Annotated in this window: 25 protein-coding genes; 17 read left to right on the top strand and 8 right to left on the bottom strand. The window is 73.5% G+C overall.

The features are described from left to right. The first annotated feature begins 12 nt into the window (after positions 1–12). The 3 genes from ABZ215_RS31195 to ABZ215_RS31205 are packed head-to-tail and all read left to right on the top strand — an operon-like array spanning position 13 to position 2,227. Entirely contained in the window at positions 13–393 is a 381-nt protein-coding gene (locus ABZ215_RS31195) for a DUF4333 domain-containing protein (protein ID WP_237334930.1), read from the top strand. After that, positions 390–1,589 carry a GNAT family N-acetyltransferase gene (locus ABZ215_RS31200; protein ID WP_354953692.1) on the top strand — a complete coding sequence of 400 codons (1,200 nt, stop codon included), beginning with the start codon at positions 390–392 and terminating at the stop codon, positions 1,587–1,589. Before ABZ215_RS31195 ends, ABZ215_RS31200 begins: the two co-directional genes overlap by 4 nt. Before the next feature lie 38 nt (positions 1,590–1,627). Further along, positions 1,628–2,227: a hypothetical protein gene (locus ABZ215_RS31205; RefSeq protein ID WP_354953694.1), complete on the top strand. Its 600-nt coding sequence runs from the start codon at positions 1,628–1,630 to the stop codon at positions 2,225–2,227. Between the two features lie 5 nt (positions 2,228–2,232). Here the strand turns inward: ABZ215_RS31205 and ABZ215_RS31210 are convergent, their stop codons facing one another. After that, a complete protein-coding gene (locus tag ABZ215_RS31210; protein ID WP_354953696.1) occupies positions 2,233–2,988 on the bottom strand; it encodes a TetR/AcrR family transcriptional regulator in 756 nt (251 codons plus the stop codon). An 85-nt stretch (positions 2,989–3,073) separates the two neighbouring features. Here ABZ215_RS31210 and ABZ215_RS31215 point away from each other — a divergent pair, with 85 nt between their 5' ends. Then, positions 3,074–4,021, top strand: coding sequence for an ATP-binding cassette domain-containing protein (locus tag ABZ215_RS31215; protein WP_354953718.1), 948 nt, complete (start codon positions 3,074–3,076; stop codon positions 4,019–4,021). Further along, the gene (locus tag ABZ215_RS31220) at positions 4,018–4,803 is read left to right on the top strand and encodes an ABC transporter permease (RefSeq protein ID WP_354953698.1); all 786 of its coding nucleotides are present in this window, start codon (positions 4,018–4,020) and stop codon (positions 4,801–4,803) included. Before ABZ215_RS31215 ends, ABZ215_RS31220 begins: the two co-directional genes overlap by 4 nt. Here the strand turns inward: ABZ215_RS31220 and ABZ215_RS31225 are convergent. Beyond that, positions 4,800–5,648, bottom strand: a complete 849-nt coding sequence (locus ABZ215_RS31225; protein WP_354953700.1) for a helix-turn-helix transcriptional regulator — start codon at positions 5,646–5,648, stop codon at positions 4,800–4,802. The two genes, ABZ215_RS31220 and ABZ215_RS31225, sit on opposite strands and share 4 nt — an antisense overlap. Before the next feature lie 86 nt (positions 5,649–5,734). Between ABZ215_RS31225 and ABZ215_RS31230 the strand changes: the two genes are divergently transcribed. Further along, complete coding sequence (locus tag ABZ215_RS31230; RefSeq protein ID WP_354953702.1) at positions 5,735–6,514, top strand: SDR family oxidoreductase; 780 nt, start codon at positions 5,735–5,737, stop codon at positions 6,512–6,514. 92 nt (positions 6,515–6,606) lie between these two features. On the opposite strand, the gene ABZ215_RS31235 is transcribed toward ABZ215_RS31230, so the two are convergent. Together ABZ215_RS31235 and ABZ215_RS31240 are read right to left on the bottom strand one after the other, a co-directional pair. Beyond that, positions 6,607–7,803 (bottom strand): ABC transporter permease, encoded by a 1,197-nt coding sequence (locus tag ABZ215_RS31235; RefSeq protein ID WP_354953704.1) that lies wholly within the window; start codon positions 7,801–7,803, stop codon positions 6,607–6,609. After that, entirely contained in the window at positions 7,800–8,726 is a 927-nt protein-coding gene (locus ABZ215_RS31240; RefSeq protein WP_354953706.1) for an ATP-binding cassette domain-containing protein, read from the bottom strand. The genes ABZ215_RS31235 and ABZ215_RS31240 overlap by 4 nt, the downstream gene beginning before the upstream one ends. 76 nt (positions 8,727–8,802) lie before the next feature. On the opposite strand from ABZ215_RS31240, the gene ABZ215_RS31245 reads away from it, so the two are divergent. The 3 genes from ABZ215_RS31245 to ABZ215_RS31255 are packed head-to-tail and all read left to right on the top strand — an operon-like array spanning position 8,803 to position 10,537. Further along, positions 8,803–9,696, top strand: coding sequence for an SPFH domain-containing protein (locus ABZ215_RS31245; RefSeq protein ID WP_020417846.1), 894 nt, complete (start codon positions 8,803–8,805; stop codon positions 9,694–9,696). Continuing rightward, the gene (locus ABZ215_RS31250; protein WP_020417847.1) at positions 9,697–9,912 is read left to right on the top strand and encodes a hypothetical protein; all 216 of its coding nucleotides are present in this window, start codon (positions 9,697–9,699) and stop codon (positions 9,910–9,912) included. Next, positions 9,899–10,537, top strand: coding sequence for a GPP34 family phosphoprotein (locus ABZ215_RS31255; protein WP_354953708.1), 639 nt, complete (start codon positions 9,899–9,901; stop codon positions 10,535–10,537). The genes ABZ215_RS31250 and ABZ215_RS31255 overlap by 14 nt, the downstream gene beginning before the upstream one ends. A gap of 219 nt (positions 10,538–10,756) precedes the next feature. Here ABZ215_RS31255 and ABZ215_RS31260 read toward each other — a convergent pair whose 3' ends face one another. After that, positions 10,757–11,692 carry a 5'-3' exonuclease gene (locus ABZ215_RS31260; RefSeq protein ID WP_020417849.1) on the bottom strand — a complete coding sequence of 312 codons (936 nt, stop codon included), beginning with the start codon at positions 11,690–11,692 and terminating at the stop codon, positions 10,757–10,759. A gap of 53 nt (positions 11,693–11,745) precedes the next feature. Here ABZ215_RS31260 and ABZ215_RS31265 point away from each other — a divergent pair, with 53 nt between their 5' ends. The 4 genes from ABZ215_RS31265 to ABZ215_RS31280 are packed head-to-tail and all read left to right on the top strand — an operon-like array spanning position 11,746 to position 13,885. Beyond that, positions 11,746–12,888 (top strand): Xaa-Pro peptidase family protein, encoded by a 1,143-nt coding sequence (locus tag ABZ215_RS31265; RefSeq protein ID WP_354953710.1) that lies wholly within the window; start codon positions 11,746–11,748, stop codon positions 12,886–12,888. Beyond that, the gene (locus ABZ215_RS31270) at positions 12,885–13,337 is read left to right on the top strand and encodes an Lrp/AsnC family transcriptional regulator (protein WP_017982434.1); all 453 of its coding nucleotides are present in this window, start codon (positions 12,885–12,887) and stop codon (positions 13,335–13,337) included. The genes ABZ215_RS31265 and ABZ215_RS31270 overlap by 4 nt, the downstream gene beginning before the upstream one ends. Before the next feature lie 31 nt (positions 13,338–13,368). Further along, positions 13,369–13,593 carry a hypothetical protein gene (locus ABZ215_RS31275; RefSeq protein ID WP_027929834.1) on the top strand — a complete coding sequence of 75 codons (225 nt, stop codon included), beginning with the start codon at positions 13,369–13,371 and terminating at the stop codon, positions 13,591–13,593. Further along, on the top strand, positions 13,586–13,885 hold the full coding sequence (locus ABZ215_RS31280) for a hypothetical protein (RefSeq protein WP_020417852.1): 300 nt from the start codon (positions 13,586–13,588) through the stop codon (positions 13,883–13,885). Before ABZ215_RS31275 ends, ABZ215_RS31280 begins: the two co-directional genes overlap by 8 nt. A 281-nt stretch (positions 13,886–14,166) precedes the next feature. Here the strand turns inward: ABZ215_RS31280 and ABZ215_RS31285 are convergent, their stop codons facing one another. Further along, complete coding sequence (locus tag ABZ215_RS31285; protein ID WP_354953712.1) at positions 14,167–15,243, bottom strand: GDSL-type esterase/lipase family protein; 1,077 nt, start codon at positions 15,241–15,243, stop codon at positions 14,167–14,169. A gap of 99 nt (positions 15,244–15,342) precedes the next feature. On the opposite strand from ABZ215_RS31285, the gene ABZ215_RS31290 reads away from it, so the two are divergent. Together ABZ215_RS31290 and ABZ215_RS31295 are read left to right on the top strand one after the other, a co-directional pair. After that, entirely contained in the window at positions 15,343–16,230 is an 888-nt protein-coding gene (locus tag ABZ215_RS31290) for a DMT family transporter (protein WP_354953714.1), read from the top strand. Then, positions 16,227–17,321: a glycosyltransferase gene (locus ABZ215_RS31295; protein WP_354953716.1), complete on the top strand. Its 1,095-nt coding sequence runs from the start codon at positions 16,227–16,229 to the stop codon at positions 17,319–17,321. The genes ABZ215_RS31290 and ABZ215_RS31295 overlap by 4 nt, the downstream gene beginning before the upstream one ends. Here ABZ215_RS31295 and ABZ215_RS31300 read toward each other — a convergent pair. Then, entirely contained in the window at positions 17,298–17,756 is a 459-nt protein-coding gene (locus ABZ215_RS31300) for a hypothetical protein (RefSeq protein ID WP_354711266.1), read from the bottom strand. The genes ABZ215_RS31295 and ABZ215_RS31300 overlap by 24 nt on opposite strands. 140 nt (positions 17,757–17,896) lie before the next feature. Here ABZ215_RS31300 and ABZ215_RS31305 point away from each other — a divergent pair, with 140 nt between their 5' ends. Then, a complete protein-coding gene (locus ABZ215_RS31305; protein ID WP_354711264.1) occupies positions 17,897–18,130 on the top strand; it encodes a lipoyl domain-containing protein in 234 nt (77 codons plus the stop codon). Between the two features lie 38 nt (positions 18,131–18,168). Beyond that, entirely contained in the window at positions 18,169–18,498 is a 330-nt protein-coding gene (locus ABZ215_RS31310) for a hypothetical protein (protein ID WP_051123517.1), read from the top strand. Positions 18,499–18,744: 246 nt separating this feature from the next. On the opposite strand, the gene ABZ215_RS31315 is transcribed toward ABZ215_RS31310, so the two are convergent. Continuing rightward, positions 18,745–18,874, bottom strand: a 130-nt coding sequence (locus tag ABZ215_RS31315) for an integrase core domain-containing protein (RefSeq protein WP_354953720.1), incomplete at its 5' end; no start/stop codon positions are given.

Genomic DNA, 18,874 nt, shown 5'->3' on the forward strand with positions numbered 1-18,874 from the left:
TTCCGGGGGTGAATGGTGCGGACCACGCTGGTGCTCGCGTGCGCCGCGCTCGTGCTGTCCGGATGCGACAGTGCCCCGACCGGCCCCGCACCGTCCACCCCACCACCGCCCACCACCTCGACGGCCGCCACGTCCTCACCCACGGCGCCGGCGAGCCTCACCCCGGTGCGGCGGGTGTTCGACGCCGCGCACCTGCAGGACGGCGTCCGGCGGGTGCTCACCGAGTCCTACCTGATCGCCGGAGTCGGCGACGTGTCCTGCCCGGCCGGTGAGGACGTCGTCGCCGGGCACATCTTCGAGTGCACAGTGGACATCGCGGGCGAGAAGGAGAAGGTGACCATCACGGTGCGGGACGCGGCGGGCGGCTACGAAGTCTCCCAGCCCGAACCATGACCGGCGTGGAGATCCGGCCGCTGGCGGCGGGGGAGGAGCGGGCGGCGTTCGAGCTGCTCGGCCGGACCCTGCACGTCACCGTCACCGACGAGCTGTGGAAGCGCCGCGCGGCGTCGTTCCCCGCCGAGCGGCGATTCGGCGCCTTCGCGGGCGGGGAACCGGTGGGCGTCGCGGGCTCCTTCGCGACCCGGCTCGCCGTGCCCGGCGGGAAAGCGCTTCCCGCCGCCGCCGTGGACGGGGTCGGAGTGCGCGCCGACCACACCCGCCGCGGCATCCTCACCGGACTGATGGCCGCCCAGCTCGCCGACTGCGCCCGCCGCGGCGACGTGCTGGCCGTCCTGCACGCCAGCGAAGCCACCATCTACGGGCGATTCGGGTACGGCATGGCCACCCGGAGCCAGAACCTGCGCGTCACGCGGGCGGCGTTCCGCGCCGACGCCCCCGTAGGCGGGACGGTGCGGCTGCTCGGCGCCGCCGAGGCTCAGGAGCTGGTTCCCCGGCTGTACGCGGAGATGGGCCCGCACCGGGCCGGGATGATCGAGCGGCCCGAGGTGTGGTGGTCCTACGCCCGGGACCGCCTCATCGGCGAGCACCAGGTCGCCGTCCACACCGGACCGCGCGGCGACGACGGTTTCGTGCTCTACCGCACCGAGGACCTGCGCACCTTCGACCAGCCGAACCTCGGCGCCGCGCTCACGGTCCGCGATTTGCACGCGGCGGACACCGCGGCGCTGGCCGGGTTGTGGCGGTTCCTGCTGCGGGTCGACCTGGTCTCCGAGGTCCGCGCTCCGGGGCGGCCGCTGGACGACCCGCTCCCCGCGATGCTCACCGACCCGCGCGCCTGCGCGGTGACCGGCGTGGACGACCAGCTGTGGCTGCGCCTGCTCGACGTGCCTGCCGCGCTCGCCGCCCGCGCGTGGGGACCGGGCGAGCCGGTGGTGATCGAGGTGACCGACCCGCGGCTGCCCGCCAACACCGGCCGCTACCGGATCACCCCCGGCGGCGCCGAACCCACCACCGCGGCCGCCGACCTGCGGACCGGCCCGGAGACGCTGGCGATGCTCTACCTCGGCGACCGCCTGCCCAGCGCACTCGCCGCCGCGGGCAGGCTCGAGGTGGTGAACCCCGCGGCGCTGCCGCACGCGGACAGCCTGTTCGCCACCAGGGTTCCGCCGTGGTGCGGGACCCCGTTCTGAGGTTTCGGGTTCCGGCGGTGCCGCTAAGGTTGCGCTCGATGACTCAACGACGCGTGAGGCGGGGCAGGATCGTCCTGGGGGCGCTGGCCGTGCTCGTCGCGGCCGCGGTGGTTTTCGCGGTCAAGACGCTCAGCGGTGGCCTGCCCGACCGGGTGTACAAACTGGAGACGGCCTGTGGCGGCACCACCTACGACGATGCCGCGCCGTACACCGGTCCGGGGCCCCACCCCGTCGCGATCTTCATGCCCACTGAGTTCGGGGAGCTCTTCGTCGTCGGCCCCACCATGCCGGACCGATCCGACTGGGCGGCGGCGAACCCGGAAGACCCCGCCGCTGTGCAACTGGTGGCCTGCGGCACCGTCGAGAGCGAACGGCGATCCGCGGACCTCGTGTGCGGTGGGTACGGCGCCATGGTGGGCCGGTCGACCGCGGTGCCGATGGCACGAGCGACCTACCGGATCCGGGTGTACGAACTGCGCACCCATCGCGAGCTGCGCTCCGTCCTCGTCGAGGGCGAGGACACCCGCTGTCCGCCGTCGATCAGCGCCGACTCCCCGCCGGAGCGGCTCATCAGCGAACTCACGGCTGCCCAGTGGCAGCCCGTGCTGGCCGACCTGGTGGAGGCGGCGCCCCGGTAGCCGATTCACGACCGGGACGCGATGAGCGCCTCGACGCCGTCGAGGATGCGGGCCAGGCCGAACTCGAACGCGTGCGGGTCGGTGGGCGCCTGGTAGGCCTCCCCGGCGGCGGAGCCGACCCGGGCGGCCACCGGGAAGCGCTCGGGGTCGAAGATCTTCTCCAGCAGTGGCGCGTAGGACTCCCACCACTGGACGTCGCTCTGGCCGCTGCGCCGCGCCGCCTGCTCGGCCTCGACCACGCCGCGCATGGCGGAGTGCACGAACCCCAGCACCAGTGTGAGCACCTGGTCCATCTCGATGTCGGTGAGCCCGGTGCCTTCCAGCGCGCGCAGTTCGTAGTCGTACTTGGCGATCACGTTCGGGCCCATCGGCGGGCGGCTCGTGGCGACCTGCAGCAGCCACGGGTGCCGCCGGTACACCGCGGCGTTCTCCCGCGCGATCTGCTCCAGCCTGCCCCGCCAGCCGCCGGGCACCTCGGCCGGGCGCGCGGTCTCGCCGACCACCGCGTCGACCATCAGGTCCAGCAGTTCCGCCTTGCCGGGCACGTAGGTGTAGAGCGACATCGTGCCGGCGCCCAGTTCCTCGGCGACCTTCCGCATCGACAGCGCGGCCAGCCCGGCGGTGTCGGCGAGCTTGATCGCGACGCGGGTGATCTCCTCGACGGTGAACCGGGCCTTCGGCCCCTTCGACGGCGGCTCCTGCAGCCCCCAGAGGAGCTCGAGGCTGCGCTTCGGATCGCCACTCGCGCTGAATTCGGTCATCTCGGGGCCCATTCTGCCGGTAACGAACTCCGTACGGTGTACGATAGATGATCCGTACGGCATACGGAGTAGAAGGAGGGGCGTGTTGTCCAGCGAAAACGCCGTGGTGGCGCAGGGGCTGCGCAAGCGCTACGGCGACAAGACCGTGCTCGACGACCTGAACCTGACCGTGCCCGCGGGGACCGTGTTCGGCCTGCTCGGCCCCAACGGCGCGGGCAAGACCACCTGCGTGCGCATCCTGGCCACGCTGCTGCGGCCTGACGCCGGGAAGGTCCTGGTCGCCGGGTTCGACGCCCGTCGCCAGGCCGCCCAGGTCCGCTACCGGATCGGGCTGGTCGGGCAGCACGCCGCGGTGGACGAGGTGCTGTCCGGGCGGCAGAACCTGGAGATGTTCGGCCGGCTCTACCACCTCGGCGCGCGCCGGGCGCGGCAGCGGGCCGACGAGCTGCTGGCCCGGATGGGGCTGGGCGACGCGGGGGAGAAGCCGGTGAAGCAGTACTCCGGCGGCATGCGGCGGCGGCTCGACCTCGCCGCCGGGCTGCTGCGCTCGCCCGAGGTGCTGTTCCTGGACGAGCCCACCACCGGCCTGGACCCGCGCGGCCGCAGCGAGGTGTGGGCCGCGGTGCGGGAACTCGTCGCCGACGGCACCACCGTGCTGCTCACCACGCAGTACCTGGACGAGGCCGACCAGCTCGCCGGGCGGATCGCCGTGCTCGACCGCGGCGGGATCGTCGACGAGGGCACCCCGGCGCAGCTGAAGTCCCGCATCGGCGGCGACCGGGTCGAGGTGGTCCTGCGGGACGCCGCCGACCTGCCCGCCGCCGCGGCGCTGGCGAGCCGGGTCACCGGGGCGGCGGCCGACCTGACCGACGCCGGGCTGAGCGTGCCGGTGTCCGACCGGGTGCGCGACCTGACCGGGCTCGCCGCGGCCTACGACGACGCCGGCATCGGCATCGCCGACCTCACCCTGCGCCGCCCCACGCTCGACGAGGTGTTCCTGAAGCTGACCGCACGCGAGGAGGTGCCGGCATGACCGCACTGCGCTGGGCGATCGCCGACGGCTGGACCATGACCCGCCGGGAGCTGGCGCACTGGGCGCGGCAGCCGGCGCCGGTGGTCGTCGGGCTGCTGTTCCCGGTCCTGACCCTGGTGATGTTCGGCTACCTGTTCGGCGGCGCGATGGCCGCGCCCGGCGACTACCGTGAATTCCTGGTGCCCGGGATGTTCGCGCTGGCCATGGTGTTCGGCATCGAGTCCACCTACACCGCGATCGCGACCGACGTCGCGCGCGGGTCGACCGACCGGTTCCGCTCGCTGCCGATGGCGGCGTCCGCGCCGGTCACCGGCCGCGCGGTGGCCGACCTGCTGAACTCGGCGGCCGGGCTGGTCGTGCTCGCCGCGTTCGGCTGGCTCACCGGCTGGAGGTGGCACGGCGGGTTCGGCGCGGCGCTGGCCGCGTTCGGGCTGCTGGTGCTGCTGCGGTTCGGGATCCTGTGGCTCGGGCTCTACCTGGGGCTCGTCGCGAAGGGCCCGGAAAGTGTCGTGGCGCTGCAGATCCTGGTGTGGCCGCTGGGTTTCCTGTCCAACGTGTTCGTCTCACCCGGCACGATGCCCGGCTGGCTCGGCGCCATCGCCGACGCGAACCCGCTGTCGGCGACCGCCGCCGCGACCCGCGAGCTGTTCGGCAACCCCGGCTGGGACAGCGGGGGCTGGTTCGCCGAGCACGCGCTGCTGCTGGCGGTGCTGTGGCCGGTGGCGATGATCGCGGTGTTCCTGCCGCTGTCGGTGCGCCGCTACCGGCGGCTCAGCCGCTAGGACAGGTACTCGCCGGCCCGGGCGCCGAGGACGTTCAGCAGGGCGAGCGCCTCGGCGTCCGGGGATCCCGGCGGCGCGCTGTAGAGCACGAGGTGCTGGTCGCGGTCGGTGAGCGCGAGCGAGTCGCAGTCGACGGTGATCTCCCCGACCACCGGGTGGCGGAACGTCTTCGTCAGCGCGGGCACGGCCCGCACGTCGTGCCGCTCCCACAGCCGCGCGAACTCCGGGTTGCCGTCGCGCAGGTCGCCGACCAGCCCGTTGACCTCGGGGTCGGCCGGGTAGCGGGCGACGGTCGCGCGCAGCTGCATGACCACGTGCTGCCGGAACTCCGCCTCGTGGGTGATCCCGTACAGCGGGCCCTCGGCCGCCGGGCGGAGGAAGGCGCGGCGCGCGAGGTTGCGGTCGGCCGGGGCCAGCGCGCCGAAGTCCTCCATCAGCGCGGCCGCGAGGTCGTTCCAGGCCAGCACCTCGAACGCGGCGGAGGTCACGATCGCGGCCGTGTCCGGCAGCCGGCCGATCAGCGCGCGGATGCTGGGCCGCACGTCGCGCCGGTGCCGGCCGCCGCGGGTGGGTGCGGTGCCGGCGAGGACGTGCAGGTGGGCGGACTCGGCGTCGGTGAGCCGCAGCGCGTCCGCGATCCCGGCGAGGACCTCGCCCGAGGGTCGCGGCGCGCGGCCCTGCTCCAGCCGGACGTAGTACTCGGTCGAGATGTGCGCCAGCACCGCCACCTCCTCCCGGCGCAGCCCCGGCGTCCGGCGCCGCGGTCCCGAGGGGAGGCCGACGTCTTCCGGCCGGAGCCGCTCGCGGCGGCTGCGGAGGAACGCGCCCAGCTCCTTCTTGTCCACACCCCGAGTGTGCCCGGCCCGCGGCGGCGGATCCTGGTACTGCTTGTGCCTGCATCCGGTGCCGCAAGCCGCCCGAGACTGCGCTCATGACGACCGACATCGCACCCATCGGCCTGCTCACCGGCAAGGTCGTGTTCATCACCGGCGCCAGCCGCGGGATCGGCGAGGCCGCGGCCAGGCTGTTCGCCCGCGAAGGCGCCGCCGTCGTGCTCGCTGCCCGCGGCACCGACGCGCTGGACCGCATCGTCGGCGAAATCCGCGCCGGCGGCGGCACCGCCGACGCCGTGCCACTGGACCTCGCCGACCGCGCAGGCATCCGGGCCGCCGTCGCCCGCGCCGGCGAGCTGCACGGACGGCTGGACGGCGCGTTCAACAACGGCGCCGCCATCCAGCGCCGCCCCGGCCCGCTCGACACCACCAGCGACGAGGACATCGACGAGCAGTTCGCGGTGAACTTCCGCGCGCACTGGACCGCCATGACCGCCCAGGCCGAGCTGATGCGCGGCAACGGCGGCGGGGCGATCGTCAACACCTCCAGCATCGGCAGCCGCCGCGCCAACCCCGCCCTGCCCGCCTACGGCGCCATGAAGCGCGCCCTCAACAGCATCACCGAGACCGCGGCCGTGACCTGGGCCCGCGACGGCATCCGGGTCAACGGCATCACCCCCGCCGGCACGGTCACGCAGATGATGCAGACGTGGGAGGAGGCCACCCCGGGCATCATCGAACGGGCCACGGCGTCCATCCCGCTCGGGCGGATGGCCGAGCCGCGCGAGGTCGCCGAGGTGGCCGCGTGGCTGCTCAGCGACCGCGCCTCGATGGTGACCGGCACGATCGTGCCGGTGGACGGCGGCGCCGGCGCCTGACGACTGGAACGCCGGCCCCGCCCCCAGGCGGGGCCGGCTCACGTCCGACCTTAGAACCCGCCGGCCCGCCGGTCTTCTCCGTTCTTGCGCTCCTACGCCGCGCGCAGCGCCTCGCGGAAGCCGACCTTCGCGCCGGTGCGCAGCACGGCGTTGCGGTAGATCCGCGCCGACAGCCACACCAGCACCGGGATCAGCGCCACGACCAGGGCGACCGACAGGATCGCCTCCCACGGCGCCACCCCGCCCATCGCCAGGCGCATCGGCATCAGCGTCGGCGCGAACACCGGGATCACCGACAGCAACGCCACCAGCCCGCTGCCCGGGTTCGAGGGCAGCACCGAAATGCCCACGACGTACCCGGCGATGACGAAGAACAGCGCCGGCGTGACCGCGCCGCCCACGTCCTCCTGCCGCGACACCAGCGCGCCCAGCCCGGCGAACACGATCGAGTACATCAGGAACCCCAGCAGGTACCACACGATCAGCCACACCACGGTGCCCGCCGCGGCCGACACCGAGATCGTCAGCACGTCGGTGGCCAGTCCCGCGACGATCCCGACCACCCCGATCAGGACCATCTGGATCAGCCCGACCGCGCCGATGCCCAGCACCTTCCCGGCCATCAGCTGCCACGGCCGCACCGTCGCCAGCAGCAGCTCGACCACGCGGCTGGTCTTCTCTTCGACCACGCCCTGCGCCACCGACTGGCCGTTGAGCAGCAGTGACATGTAGATCAGGATGCCGGCGACGATCCCGAGCACGAGCTGCTGGCCGTTGTAGGGGTAGGGCTGCTCCATCGGCGAGACCTCGACCCCCGCGCCGGACACCGCCGCGTTGACCTGCGCCGGATCGCCGCCGAGCGCGGTGATCTGCTGGTTGAGGGCGAGCTGCCCGGCCAGCACGTTGAGCGCGGTGCGCAGGTTCTCGTCGAGGTCCTTCTTCACCACGACCCGTACCCGCGAGCCGTCGCCGACCAGCAGGGCGTCCAGGTCGCCGTCGCTCACCTGGGTGCGTCCCGCGGCCTCGTCGGGCAGCGTGCGCACCTCGACGGTCTCGCCGACCGCCTGCCCCGCGGCCTGCAGCGGCGCGGCCAGCGCCGACGTCGGCCCGGTGACGCCGACCGTGGCGTCCGCGCCGCTGCCGCCGCCGATCAACTTCATCACGACCGCGAACCCGACGATGACCACCAGCAGCGCCAGCGTGCTCAGCCGGTAGGCCTTGGACCGCAACCGGATGCCGATCTCACGTGACGCGACGAGCGAAACGCCCGTCCAGCCGTCCCGGTTCACGCCGCCACCTCCTCGGTCGTCACGACGTGCCGGAACAGTTCGGTCAGCGACTGCCGCCGCCGCGCGAACTCGTGCACCGGCCCGCTCGCCAGCGCCGCGCGCAGCACGGCCTGGTCGTCGGCGCCGTCGGCCAGTTCCAGCTCGGTGCGGCCGTCCTCGTGCCGGATCACCGACACCCCGGGCAGCCCGTCGGCCCAGCCGGGCGCCGCGGCAGGCGCCTCCACCAGCAGCCGCACCGTCGAGCCCGCCTGCAGTTCGCCGACCGTGCCGCAGGCGACCATCCGCCCGTCCCGCACGATCCCGATCCGGTCGCACAACCGCTCGACCAGGTCCAGCTGGTGGCTGGAGAACACCACCGGCACGCCCTCGGCGGCCTTCTCGCGCAGCACCTGGCTCATCACGTCGACCGCGACCGGGTCCAGCCCGGAGAACGGCTCGTCGAGCACCAGGATCGCCGGGTCGTGCACCAGCGCCGCGGCCAGCTGCACCCGCTGCTGGTTGCCCAGGCTCAGCTTCTGCACCTCGTCGTCGCGGCGGGCGGCGACCCCGAGCCGCTCGGTCCAGGTCTCCACCGACCGGCGCGCCTCCGCGGCCGGCATCCCGTGCAGCCGCGCGAGGTAGACCAGCTGCTCGCCGACCTTCATCTTCGGGTACAGCCCGCGCTCCTCGGGCATGTAGCCGATGTGCCGCCGGGTCTCCAGCGTCACCGGCGCGCCGTCCCAGCGCACCTGCCCGTCGTCGGCCGCCAGTACCCCCAGCACGATCCGCATCGTCGTGGTCTTGCCCGCGCCGTTGCTGCCCACGAACCCGAACAGCTCACCGGCGCGCACGTCGAACGTCATGTCCGACAACGCCAGCCGTTCGCCGTACCGCTTCGTCAGGCCGTCGATCTCCAGTTGCCTGTCCGCCACGTCGTCCCCCATTCCGCATCCCAGTGGAAAAGTGATATCACTATGCTACATTGAAGCCATCGGGGCAAGGAACTGAGGGGAGCGGTCAATGGAAACCGTCGTGGACATGCCGGCGCCGCAGACGCGGGAACGCCTGGTGCGCGCGGTCAACGGCTTCGTGATGCTGGGCGTCGCGGTGGTGCTGGTGGCGGGCGGGGTCGTGCTGCTGGCCACCAGCGACGGCTCGGCCGGGATGCTCGTCGCGGGCGCGGTCGCCGTGCTCGCCGGGCTCGTGCTCCTCGGCGGGCTGACCCCGGTCGCGCCGGGCGAGGCGCGGGTGGTGCAGCTGCTCGGCCGCTACGTGGGGACGCTGCGCACCGCCGGGCTGCAGTGGGTCAACCCCTTCACCCAGCGGCGCAAGGTCTCCACGCGCATCCGCAACCACGAGACCGGGGTGGCGAAGGTCAACGAGGCCGACGGCAACCCGATCGAGATCGCCGCGGTCGTGGTGTGGCAGGTCGCCGACACCGCGCAGGCCGTGTTCGAGGTCGACGACTTCGTCGAGTTCGTCGCCATCCAGAGCGAGACCGCCGTCCGGCACATCGCCAACGCCTACCCCTACGACAACGCCGACACGGCGCGCTTGTCGTTGCGGGACAACGGCGACGAGATCACCGAAAAGCTGTCCGCGGAGATCGCCACGCGCGTCGCCTCGGCCGGCGTGAAGATCATCGAATCCCGCATCACCCACCTCGCCTACGCCCCGGAGATCGCGCAGGCGATGCTGCGGCGCCAGCAGGCCGGTGCCGTGGTGGCCGCGCGTCAGCGCATCGTGGAAGGCGCGGTCGGCATGGTGGAGATGGCGCTGGACCGGCTCGCCCGGCACGACGTCGTCGAGCTCGACGAGGAACGCAAGGCCACGATGGTGAGCAACCTGCTCGTGGTGCTCGTCGGCGACCGCGACGCGCAGCCGGTCGTCAACACCGGGACGCTGTACCAGTAGATGCCGGCCGAACGGAAGAAGATCCTGCTGCGGCTCGACCCGGCCGTGCACGACGCGCTGGCGCGCTGGGCGGCCGACGAGCTGCGCAGCACCAACGCGCAGATCGAGTTCCTGCTGCGCAAGGCACTCGCGGACGCCGGGCGGCTGCCCCGCGAGGTGGGGCGCATGCGCCCGCGGGGACGCCCGAAGAAGGGGGACGAGGATGGACAAGCCTGACTCGCTGGCCGCGCGGCTCTTCCTGCTGGCCTACGACACGGACAAGAACCGCCTGACGTCGCGGTCCGAACTGGGCTACGCCCTGCGGGCCGCGGCGCTGGCCGACCTGGTGCTCGGCGGTTTCCTCGTCGACGACGGCGGCAAGGCGGCGCCGGCCGCGCCGGCGCCCGGGCTGGACCCGGTGCTCGACCTGGTCCTGCTGGAGATCACCCACAGCACGCCCCGGTCGTGGCGGCGGTGGGTGTCCCGGCGCGCCAGCCGAATCGCGCCCTTGGTGCGTGAGCACCTGGCCGCCGAACAGGTGATCAAGGTCGACTCACGGCGCGTGCTCGGCCTGTTCCCGGTGCACCGGGTGACGCCGCGCCGGCCGCACGAAATCAAGCGGCTGGCGGAGGAGGTGCGGCGCGCCGTGCGCGGCGGGCAGCCCGCGTACCGGGTGGACCCGCTCCTCGGCGCGCTCTGCGCCCTGGCCGGCACCGCCGAACTGCGCACGGTCTTCACCCGCTCCGAACGGCGCCAGTACAAGGGCCGGCTGGCCGAGCTGGGCCGCCCCGTGGAGCCGGTGGTGAAGGCGCTGCGGAAGACGATCCAGTCCCACCGGGCGGCCGCCGCCTCCGGCGGCTGACCGCCGTGGCCGCCGCGCTCGGTCGCCTATCGCCGCTGCACTCGGGTGCCACCGTCGCGGGCGCTCGTCACGCGCCCACCGGCGCAAGCCGCGCCCACCGGCGCGAGCCGCGGGCGCGGGACGAGCGCGGATCCTGCACGGGCGCGCGTGAGTTTCCCAGCCGGGCTCGGAGATCGCGGCCCCCTCCGGAGGCTGACCCGGCCCGGCACGCAGGCCGGGTCAGCGGGCGTTCGCGGTGAGGGCCTTGACCAGGCGGGTCGCCGAGCTGCCCAGGTTCCACCGCTCGGCCAGCTCCAGCACCCGGTCCGGGTCCGCGGGCGAGGCGGGCACCGCGTCGGAGCCGGACAGCGACACCGGCGCGTCGGCGGCGACCTGGACCACCGTGGGCGCCGCCCGCAGGTACTCCTCGGCCTCGGCGAGCCGCTGCCGCGTCTTCGGCGGCACGTCCGCGCTGCCCGCGGCGGCCGCGGCGATCAGCCCGTCGAGCGAGCCGAACTGGGTGATCAGCTTCGCCGCGGTCTTCTCGCCGATCCCGGCCACCCCCGGCAGCCCGTCGGACGGGTCGCCGCGCAGCACGGCCATGTCCGCGTACGCCTGCCCGGCGCCGTCCACCGGCACGCCGTAGCGCTCGGCGATCTCGGGCGGGCCGAGCACCTCGGCCTTGGCCCAGCCCTTGCCCACGTAGACCACCGACGCCGGGGTCGGCTCGGTGCGCACCAGCTGGAACAGGTCCCGGTCGCCGGTGATCACCTCCACCGGGTCGGTCTTCTCCCGCGCGGTCAGGGCGCCGATCACGTCGTCGGCCTCGTACCCGTCGGCCTCGGCGGTGGCGAACCCGAACGCCTGCAGCACCTCCAGGATGATCGGCACCTGCGGGGTGAGCGTGTCCGGCACCTCCTCCGCGTTCGCGTCGGCGTCGGCCACCCGGTGCGCCTTGTAGCTGGGCAGCAGATCGGTGCGGAACTTCGGGCGCCAGTCCGCGTCCAGGCACGCGACGAGCCGCGTCGGGCGCCGGTCGGTGACGATCCGGGCCAGCGTGTCGGTGAACCCGCGCACCGCGTTGACCGGCGTCCCGTCCGGCGCGGTCATCGACTCAGGCAGCGCGTGGAACGAGCGGAAGTACAGGCTCGCGGAATCCAGCAGGGCAAGTGTCACGGACCACAGCCTGCCAGACGCGGTCCCGGCCGGGGCCAGATACGCTGCGTGGCATGTCGTCCCGCTCAACCGCGATCCCAGCACCCGCCCCGGAAACCCTGCGCGCCCGCCTGGAGCGGGCCAGCGCGGCCACCGCCGACGCCGGCGCCGACGCCCTGCTCATCGCGCCGGGCTCGGACCTGCGGTACCTGCTCGGCGAGGCCGGTGGCTCCTTCGAGCGGCTGACGACCCTCGTGGTGCCGGCCGAGGGCACCCCGGCGCTGGTCGTGCCGACGCTGGAGGCCCCCGGCTACGCGGCGGTGCCCACCGGCGATCTGGGCGTCGAGGTGGTCACCTGGGTCGACGGCGAGGACCCCTACCGCATGGTCGCCGACCGGCTCGGCAAGCCCGGCCGCGTCGCGGTCAGCGACGGGCTGATCGCGCTGCACGTGCTCGCGTTCCGCGCCGCGCTCGGCTCCGCCGAGCAGACGCTGGCCGGCCCGGTGATCCGCGAGCTGCGGATGCGCAAGGACGCCGCCGAGATCGACGCGCTGCGCCGCGCCGGCGCCGCGATCGACCGGGTGCACGCCCGCATCGCCGAGTGGCTGCGGCCCGGCCGCACCGAGGCCGAGGTGGGCGCCGACATCGCCGCCGCGATCGTCGAGGAGGGCCACCTGCACGCCGACTTCGTGATCGTCGGCTCCGGCCCCAACGGTGCCAGCCCGCACCACGACGTGTCCGGCCGCGTCATCGAGCGCGGCGACGTGGTGGTGGTCGACATCGGCGGCCCGATCCCCGAGGGCTACAACTCCGACTCCACCCGCACCTACGCCGTGGGCGAGCCGCGCGACGCCGACGTGGCCGAGACCTACGCGGTGCTGCAGCGCGCGCAGCAGGCGGCGGTCGAAGCGGTGCGGCCGGGCGTTCCCGCCCAGTCCGTCGACGCCGCGGCGCGCGAGATCATCGCCGACGCCGGGTACGGGGAGTTCTTCATCCACCGCACCGGGCACGGCATCGGGCTCGACGTGCACGAGGAGCCCTACATCGTGGCGGGCAACGACCTGGTCCTGGAGCCGGGGATGGCGTTCAGCGTCGAGCCGGGCATCTACCAGCCCGGCCGGTGGGGCGCCCGCATCGAGGACATCGTCGTGGTCACCGCCGACGGGGTCGAAGCACTCAACCAGCGCCCGCACGAGCTCGTCGTGCTCGACTCGTGAGCGGGCCGCTGGAGCCGCTGGACCAGGCGATCGCGCGGGAGCTGGCCGGCGACGGCCGCTGCTCCTTCACCGACCTGGCCGAGCGGGTGGGGCTGTCGGTGTCGGCGGTGCACCAGCGCGTGCGGCGGCTGGAGCAGCGCGGCGTGATCCAGGGGTACGTGGCGCGGCTGGACAGCGAGCAGATCGGGCTGCCGCTGACCGCGCTGATCTCGCTGACCCCCAACGATCCGGCCGCGCCGGACGACTACCCGCAGCGGATCGAGCACATCCGGGAGATCGAGTCGTGTTACTCGGTGGCCGGCGACGAGTCCTACATCCTGCTGGTGCGCGTGGCGTCGCCGCGTGATTTGGAGGACCTGCTGCGGCGGATCCGGGAGGCGGCGAAGGTGTCGACGCGGACGACGGTGGTGCTGTCCACGCCGTTCGAGGGCCGTCCGCCGACGGTGTGACAAACGCCGTGCGAAGGGTACGATAAAAGGTATGGCAACTCGTAAGGTCACGCTCTCGCTCGACACGGCGGCGATCGAGTACGCCGAGCGCGCCGCGAAGGCGCACGGGATCTCGTTGTCGGCGTGGCTGTCGCGCGCCGCCCGGCGAGAGGCCGTCCGCACCGGCTACCGCGCCCCGGCCCGGCACGACGCGGAGGCGCTGGCCGCGGCCGACGAGGCGGAACTGGCCGCGGCGGAAAAGGACCTGGGTGCGTAAAGGCGAGATCTGGGCGTACAAGCCGCCCACCCAGCCGTCCCGGGAACGCACGGTGCTGCTGCTGTCCTCCGACGGCGTCAACGAGTCGGAACGCCCCTGGCTCATCGGCACCGAACTGCTGGAGGAGGACCCGCAGGACATCCTCGGCGTCGCGCTGGACAGCCGGTTCTGGATCTCCACGCTGTTCCTGACCCGCCTCTACCGCGGGTGGCTGGTGGAACGGATCGCCGAGATCGACCAGCAGACGCAGGAGCAGGTGGACATCGCCCTGCGCGCGGCGCTGGACTTGTAGGGCCCTGGATCGTCGAGCGGGCGCGCAGCGCCGTGCCCGGAACACAGCCGAGGCGGGCTGTCATCCGTGGCGTGACGCCGCAACGATCATCTTGAGCCAGGCCCGCGCCCCAGGCCGCCGATGCAATCTTGTAGGTCTGGCTCAGCGTGATACGCACGAACCGGAACGCGGCGGGATGACCACCCGGCGCCCCCTCGTCCATGCACGACGAGGCGCTTCTTGGTCATCCTGGAGCCTGCCCGTCCGGCGACGACCATCACTTGATCTTTGGATCAAAAGCACTACCCGGCGGTCACCGTGGCCGCCGGGTGGAGGTTGCCGTCCTGGCCCTTCAGGCATGCGGCCGCCGGGCCGGACGTCGCCAGGAACTCGGTCAGGCACCGGCCGAACTGGGCGTGCCCGTTGGCGTTGGGGTGGAACGATTCCTGGATGGCATGGCTCGCGCGGTCGGCGTCGGCGAGGTCGTTGAGCTGCAGCGTCAGCCGGCTGAACCACTCCGTCGACGGGTCGGCCCCGCCGCTGCACGCCTCGTGCCCCAGCCCGGCGCGGGACAGGTCCAGGAACCGCGCCCCGGCCTGCGCCGCCGCCGAGGCGAGTCCGCGGGACAGCACCGGCACGCCCTCGTTGACCACCCACTGCAGGTCCTCGGTGCGGAACGGGCACCCGTTGAGGTTCTGCAGGTTCGCCGGGATCCCCGGCCCGATCGGCGCCGCGTAGGACTGGAGCACCAGCTGGTAGTCCTCCGGCTGGTACCCGGCGCGGGCGAGCACCGTCTTGATGTCGCCGAGCGCGTTCACCACTTTCGGCACCATCGCGTCGATCCGCTGCTGCCAGGTCGGCGCGATCGCGGTGCGGCAGGGCGCGTTGCCGGAGATGAACCACGCCTGGAAGCACTGCGAGATCAGCTGCGAGAAGCGCGGGTCGTCGTTGGCGCCCACCGCGACCACGACCGCCGCGACCCGGTGGGTCTTCACCAGCTCCGCCAGCTGCCCGGCCTGGGACGGCTCGGTCCACTGCCTGGTGTCGCCCAGCCCGACCTGCGCGGCCGGCGCGCCGGAGCAGGCCAGGTTCACCTTCTTCACGATCCCGGGCACGTCGGTCTTCTCCACCGTCGCGTTGGGGGAGCGGTGGCACCAGTCGCCGTTGGCGCCGTTGGTGTCAGCGGTGTAGTTGCCCGCGCCCTCGCCGGAGAGAGTGCTGTCGCCCATGGACACGATCGTCAGCGGACCGGTGCCGGGCGGGCCCGGGCGGTCGATCGGCCCGGGTGGCGTGCTCGGCCCCGTGAACACGAAGATCCCCACCAGCACCAGGACGAAGAGCAGGACGCCCCCGCCGATCCACCACCGAAACCGTTGCACCGGTGGCAGTCTAGAGAAGACCTGCCGAAGCCCTTGTGAACCCGGCCCCCGGTGATCGTTCCCGCCGCTACCGTCGGGGGCGAACACCGAGGGGGCGAGGTGCCGACGGGACCGAGCGCTTGGGCGGTGGCCGTGCCCGCCGCGGTCGCCGGGGCCGCCCTGATGGGCCTGGCCAGTGCGGCGCAGGCGCGCGCCACCAAACAGGTCGAGACCACCCGCACCCTCGACCCGGCGCTGTTGTCCCGTCTCGCGCGCCGTCCGCTGTGGCTGGCCGGGATGGCCGCGACGGTCGCCGGGCTGGTGCTGCAACTGGTCGCGCTGGCCTTCGCGCCGCTGCTGGTGGTGCAACCCCTGCTGGTGACGTCGCTGATCTTCGCCGGGTTCTTCGCCGACCGGCTCGCCCACCGCCGCCCCGACGCCGTGCTCGGCGCGGGCTCGCTGATGTGCGTGGCGGGGCTGGCCGCGGTGATGCTGCTGGCGCGTCCCGGCGAGGAAGGCACGACGTTCGTCCGCGGCCCGGCGCCGGTGGTGCTGGCGCTGACGCTGGCGGCGCTGACGGTGCTGGGGCTCGCGGTGTCGGTGCTGGCGCGGGGCGCGCTGCGGGTTCTCGGGCTCGCTGTCGCCACCGGCGTGCTCTACGGCGTCACCGCCGGGCTGATGAAGGTCGTCGCCGGGCAGGCGCGGGACAGCCTCGCCGCGCCGTTCACCCACCCGGTGCTGTACGTGGTGTGCGTGACCGGGCCGCTGGGGTTCCTGCTCAGCCAGAACACCTTCCAGCGCGGCGAGTTCCTCACCCCGGCGCTGGCCGTGATCACCGCGCTGGACCCGCTCGTCGGCGTCGCCATCGGCGTGTGGTGCCTCGGCGAAATCGTGACCGCCGACCCGGCCGCGCTCGCCGGCGCGGGCCTGGCCGGTCTCGTCGTGATCGCCGGCATCGTCGTGCTGTCCGCCAGGGCGGCGCGCCTGACTCCATGGGAGGTCCGGTGAAACAGGTGCTCGTGGTGTCCGCGACGATGGGCGAAGGGCACAACGCGACCGGCCGCGCGCTCGCCGAGGCGGTGCACCGGCTGTGGCCCGGCGCGGAGGTCCGCTGGCTCGACGCGCTCGACGTGATGGGCGCCTGGGTGGGGCCGCTGTTCCGGCAGATCTACGTGACCAACGTGCGCCGCACGCCGTGGCTGTACGAGTTCTTCTACGCGGCGCTGTGGCGCTCCCGCTGGTTCGCCGCCGCCTGCAAGCGCTTCACCGGCGCCTGGTGCGGCCGCCGCCTGGCGCGGGTCATCGGGGACCCGGACCTGGTGCTGTCCACCTACCCGCTGGGCACCGCGGGGCTGGAGTGGCTGCGCCGCCGCGGCAGGCTGCGCGCCCCGGTGGGGGCGTGGATCTCCGACTTCGCGCCGCACCCGTTCTGGGTGTACGGGCGCATCGACCGCAACCTCGTCATGCACCCGGTGGCGATCCCGCCCGCCGTGCGGTGTGTGCCGGACGCGCTCGTCGCGGTGTCCGCCCCGCCGGTGCGCGGCGAGTTCCGGCCCGGCGACCGCGCCGCCGCGCGCCGGCGGCTGGGGTTGCCGCCGGACGCGTTCGTGGCGCTGGTGTCCTGCGGTTCGCTCGGCTTCGGCCAGGTCGAGTCCGCCACCCGCGAACTGCTGGCGGCCGATCCGTCGGTGGTGCCCGTCGTGGTGTGCGGCCGCAACGAGCGCCTGGCGCGATCACTGCGCCGGCTCACCGACCCGCGGCTGCGCGTGCTCGGCTGGACCGACGACATGGCCGCCTGGATCGTGGCCGCGGACGTGGTGGTCACCAATGCCGGCGGCGCCACCGGGCTGGAAGCGCTGGCCTGCGGCCGTCCCGTGCTGATGCACCGCCCGATCGCCGCGCACGGCCGCGCCAACGCCCGTCTCATGGCCGAGGCCGGGCTGGCGGTCGTGTGCGAGGCCGACGGCGAACTCGCGGCGGCGGTCCGGCGGATGCTCGGCACCCCGGAACTGCGGAAGTCGATGGCCGAGTCCGCGGCCCGGCACCTGGAGTCCGCCGGCGACCTCGGCGCCGCGCTACGCGCGCTCGCGGCGGTGTGACCCCAGGAAGTGGTCGAGCACCAGCGACGCGCCGATGCCGAGCATCCACACGTCCTTGGCGATCGCGACGCCCTGCTCGGTGGGCTGGATCGACCTCTCCTGCCGCAGGCCCGGCGTGCGCGCGTACAGGCCGAGCAGCCCGGCCGAGAACGCGGTGAGACCGGCCCCGGCCACCAGCGGCGGCACCGCGGGGATCAGCAGCATCGCGCCCAGCGCGATTTCACCGGCCGACAGCGCCTGGACGAACTTCCGCGGCGGCACCCGCTTCACCGGCGGGTACGTCCCCGCGGCGAAGCCGTGCAGCTGCGCGGTCGTCGTCTCGTCGGCCTTCTGCTTGGCCACGCCCGAGTTCAGGACGAAGGCCCCGGTCACCAGCCGGACCGGGATGTGCCACGCCTCGATCCGAACCCAGCGTGCCCGACGTCTCGTGCGCATCGCTCACCTCCGTTGGTGATTGCTGTTCAAGCCCAACGTACGCGCTTGCCAGAACCGGGCGGGCCGTCACATCCTGGACGTTTCCGGGCAGCGCGGAGGTGCGAACGGCCGGTGCTGCCCACACCGGAGGTGGTCGCGACGTGACCGAAGTGCTGTTCCCGCTGCTGTCGGAGAAGGACCCGGACGCCGAGGGTGTGGTGGCGACCTGGTTCGTGCAGGACGGCGAGCGCGTCGCCGAGGGCGACCTGCTCGCCGAGGTCGCCGTGGACAAGGTCGACGTCGAGCTCTCCGCGCCCGCCGCCGGGGTCGTGCGGCTGCTGGCCAAGGAGGGCGACGCGCTCGTGCAGGGCGCGCTGATCGCCCGCATCGAGTGAGCGGGTTTCCGGTGCCACCCGACCGGGAAGACCGGACGATGCGGTGCAGGTTCTGCGACACCCCGCCCGCGGCCGGTGAGCGCCGCGTCCCCGGCCCGGCCGGCCCGATCTGCGCGCGCTGCGTGGAAACCGGGCTCGGCCTCGTCCGCGACGGGCAGCCACGCACCAGCCGCGGCGGCACCGACCTGGAACGCCTGCGGCGCGGGGGAGAGCCGTGCGAGTTCTGCGATCGCAGCGACCGGCGCACCTTCCTCGGCTTCACGCGCAGCCTGCCGCGCATGCGGTGCGCCCAGACGGGCGCCGTGATCTGCGACGACTGCCTCGACCGCAGCGGCAACCTGCTCAACCAGGCGCTGCGCCACGTGTGAACGCGCTCAGTGCTGGTACGCCTTGACCAGCGACGCTGTAGGTGCTGGGGCGTGCCATGTCACGGCAACTCGTGCGAAGGCCGCTCAGCCGGCGGCGGTCGACGACGAAGCCTTTCGCAGGAAGACCAAGCTCACCACCGCCAACCCCGGAACAAGACCCCGCCGGTGACCGTCACGACCTGGAGAGCGATGGCGACAGCCGCATGGGCCCGCTCTAGGTGTCGTGACCTGACAGGTTGTGGAGGGTCAGGGCAGTCGGCTGATGGGTGGGTGGGCTGTTAGGGCGGAGTGTGGGCGTTCAGTGTTGTAGTGCTGGACCCAGGTGGGCAAGGCTGTCAGGCGGTGGGTGTTGGAGGTCCAGGGCTGGGCGTAGGCG

This window comes from Amycolatopsis sp. NPDC006131, from assembly GCF_040614175.1.
Classification (GTDB): Bacteria; Actinomycetota; Actinomycetes; order Mycobacteriales; family Pseudonocardiaceae; genus Amycolatopsis_E; species Amycolatopsis_E tucumanensis.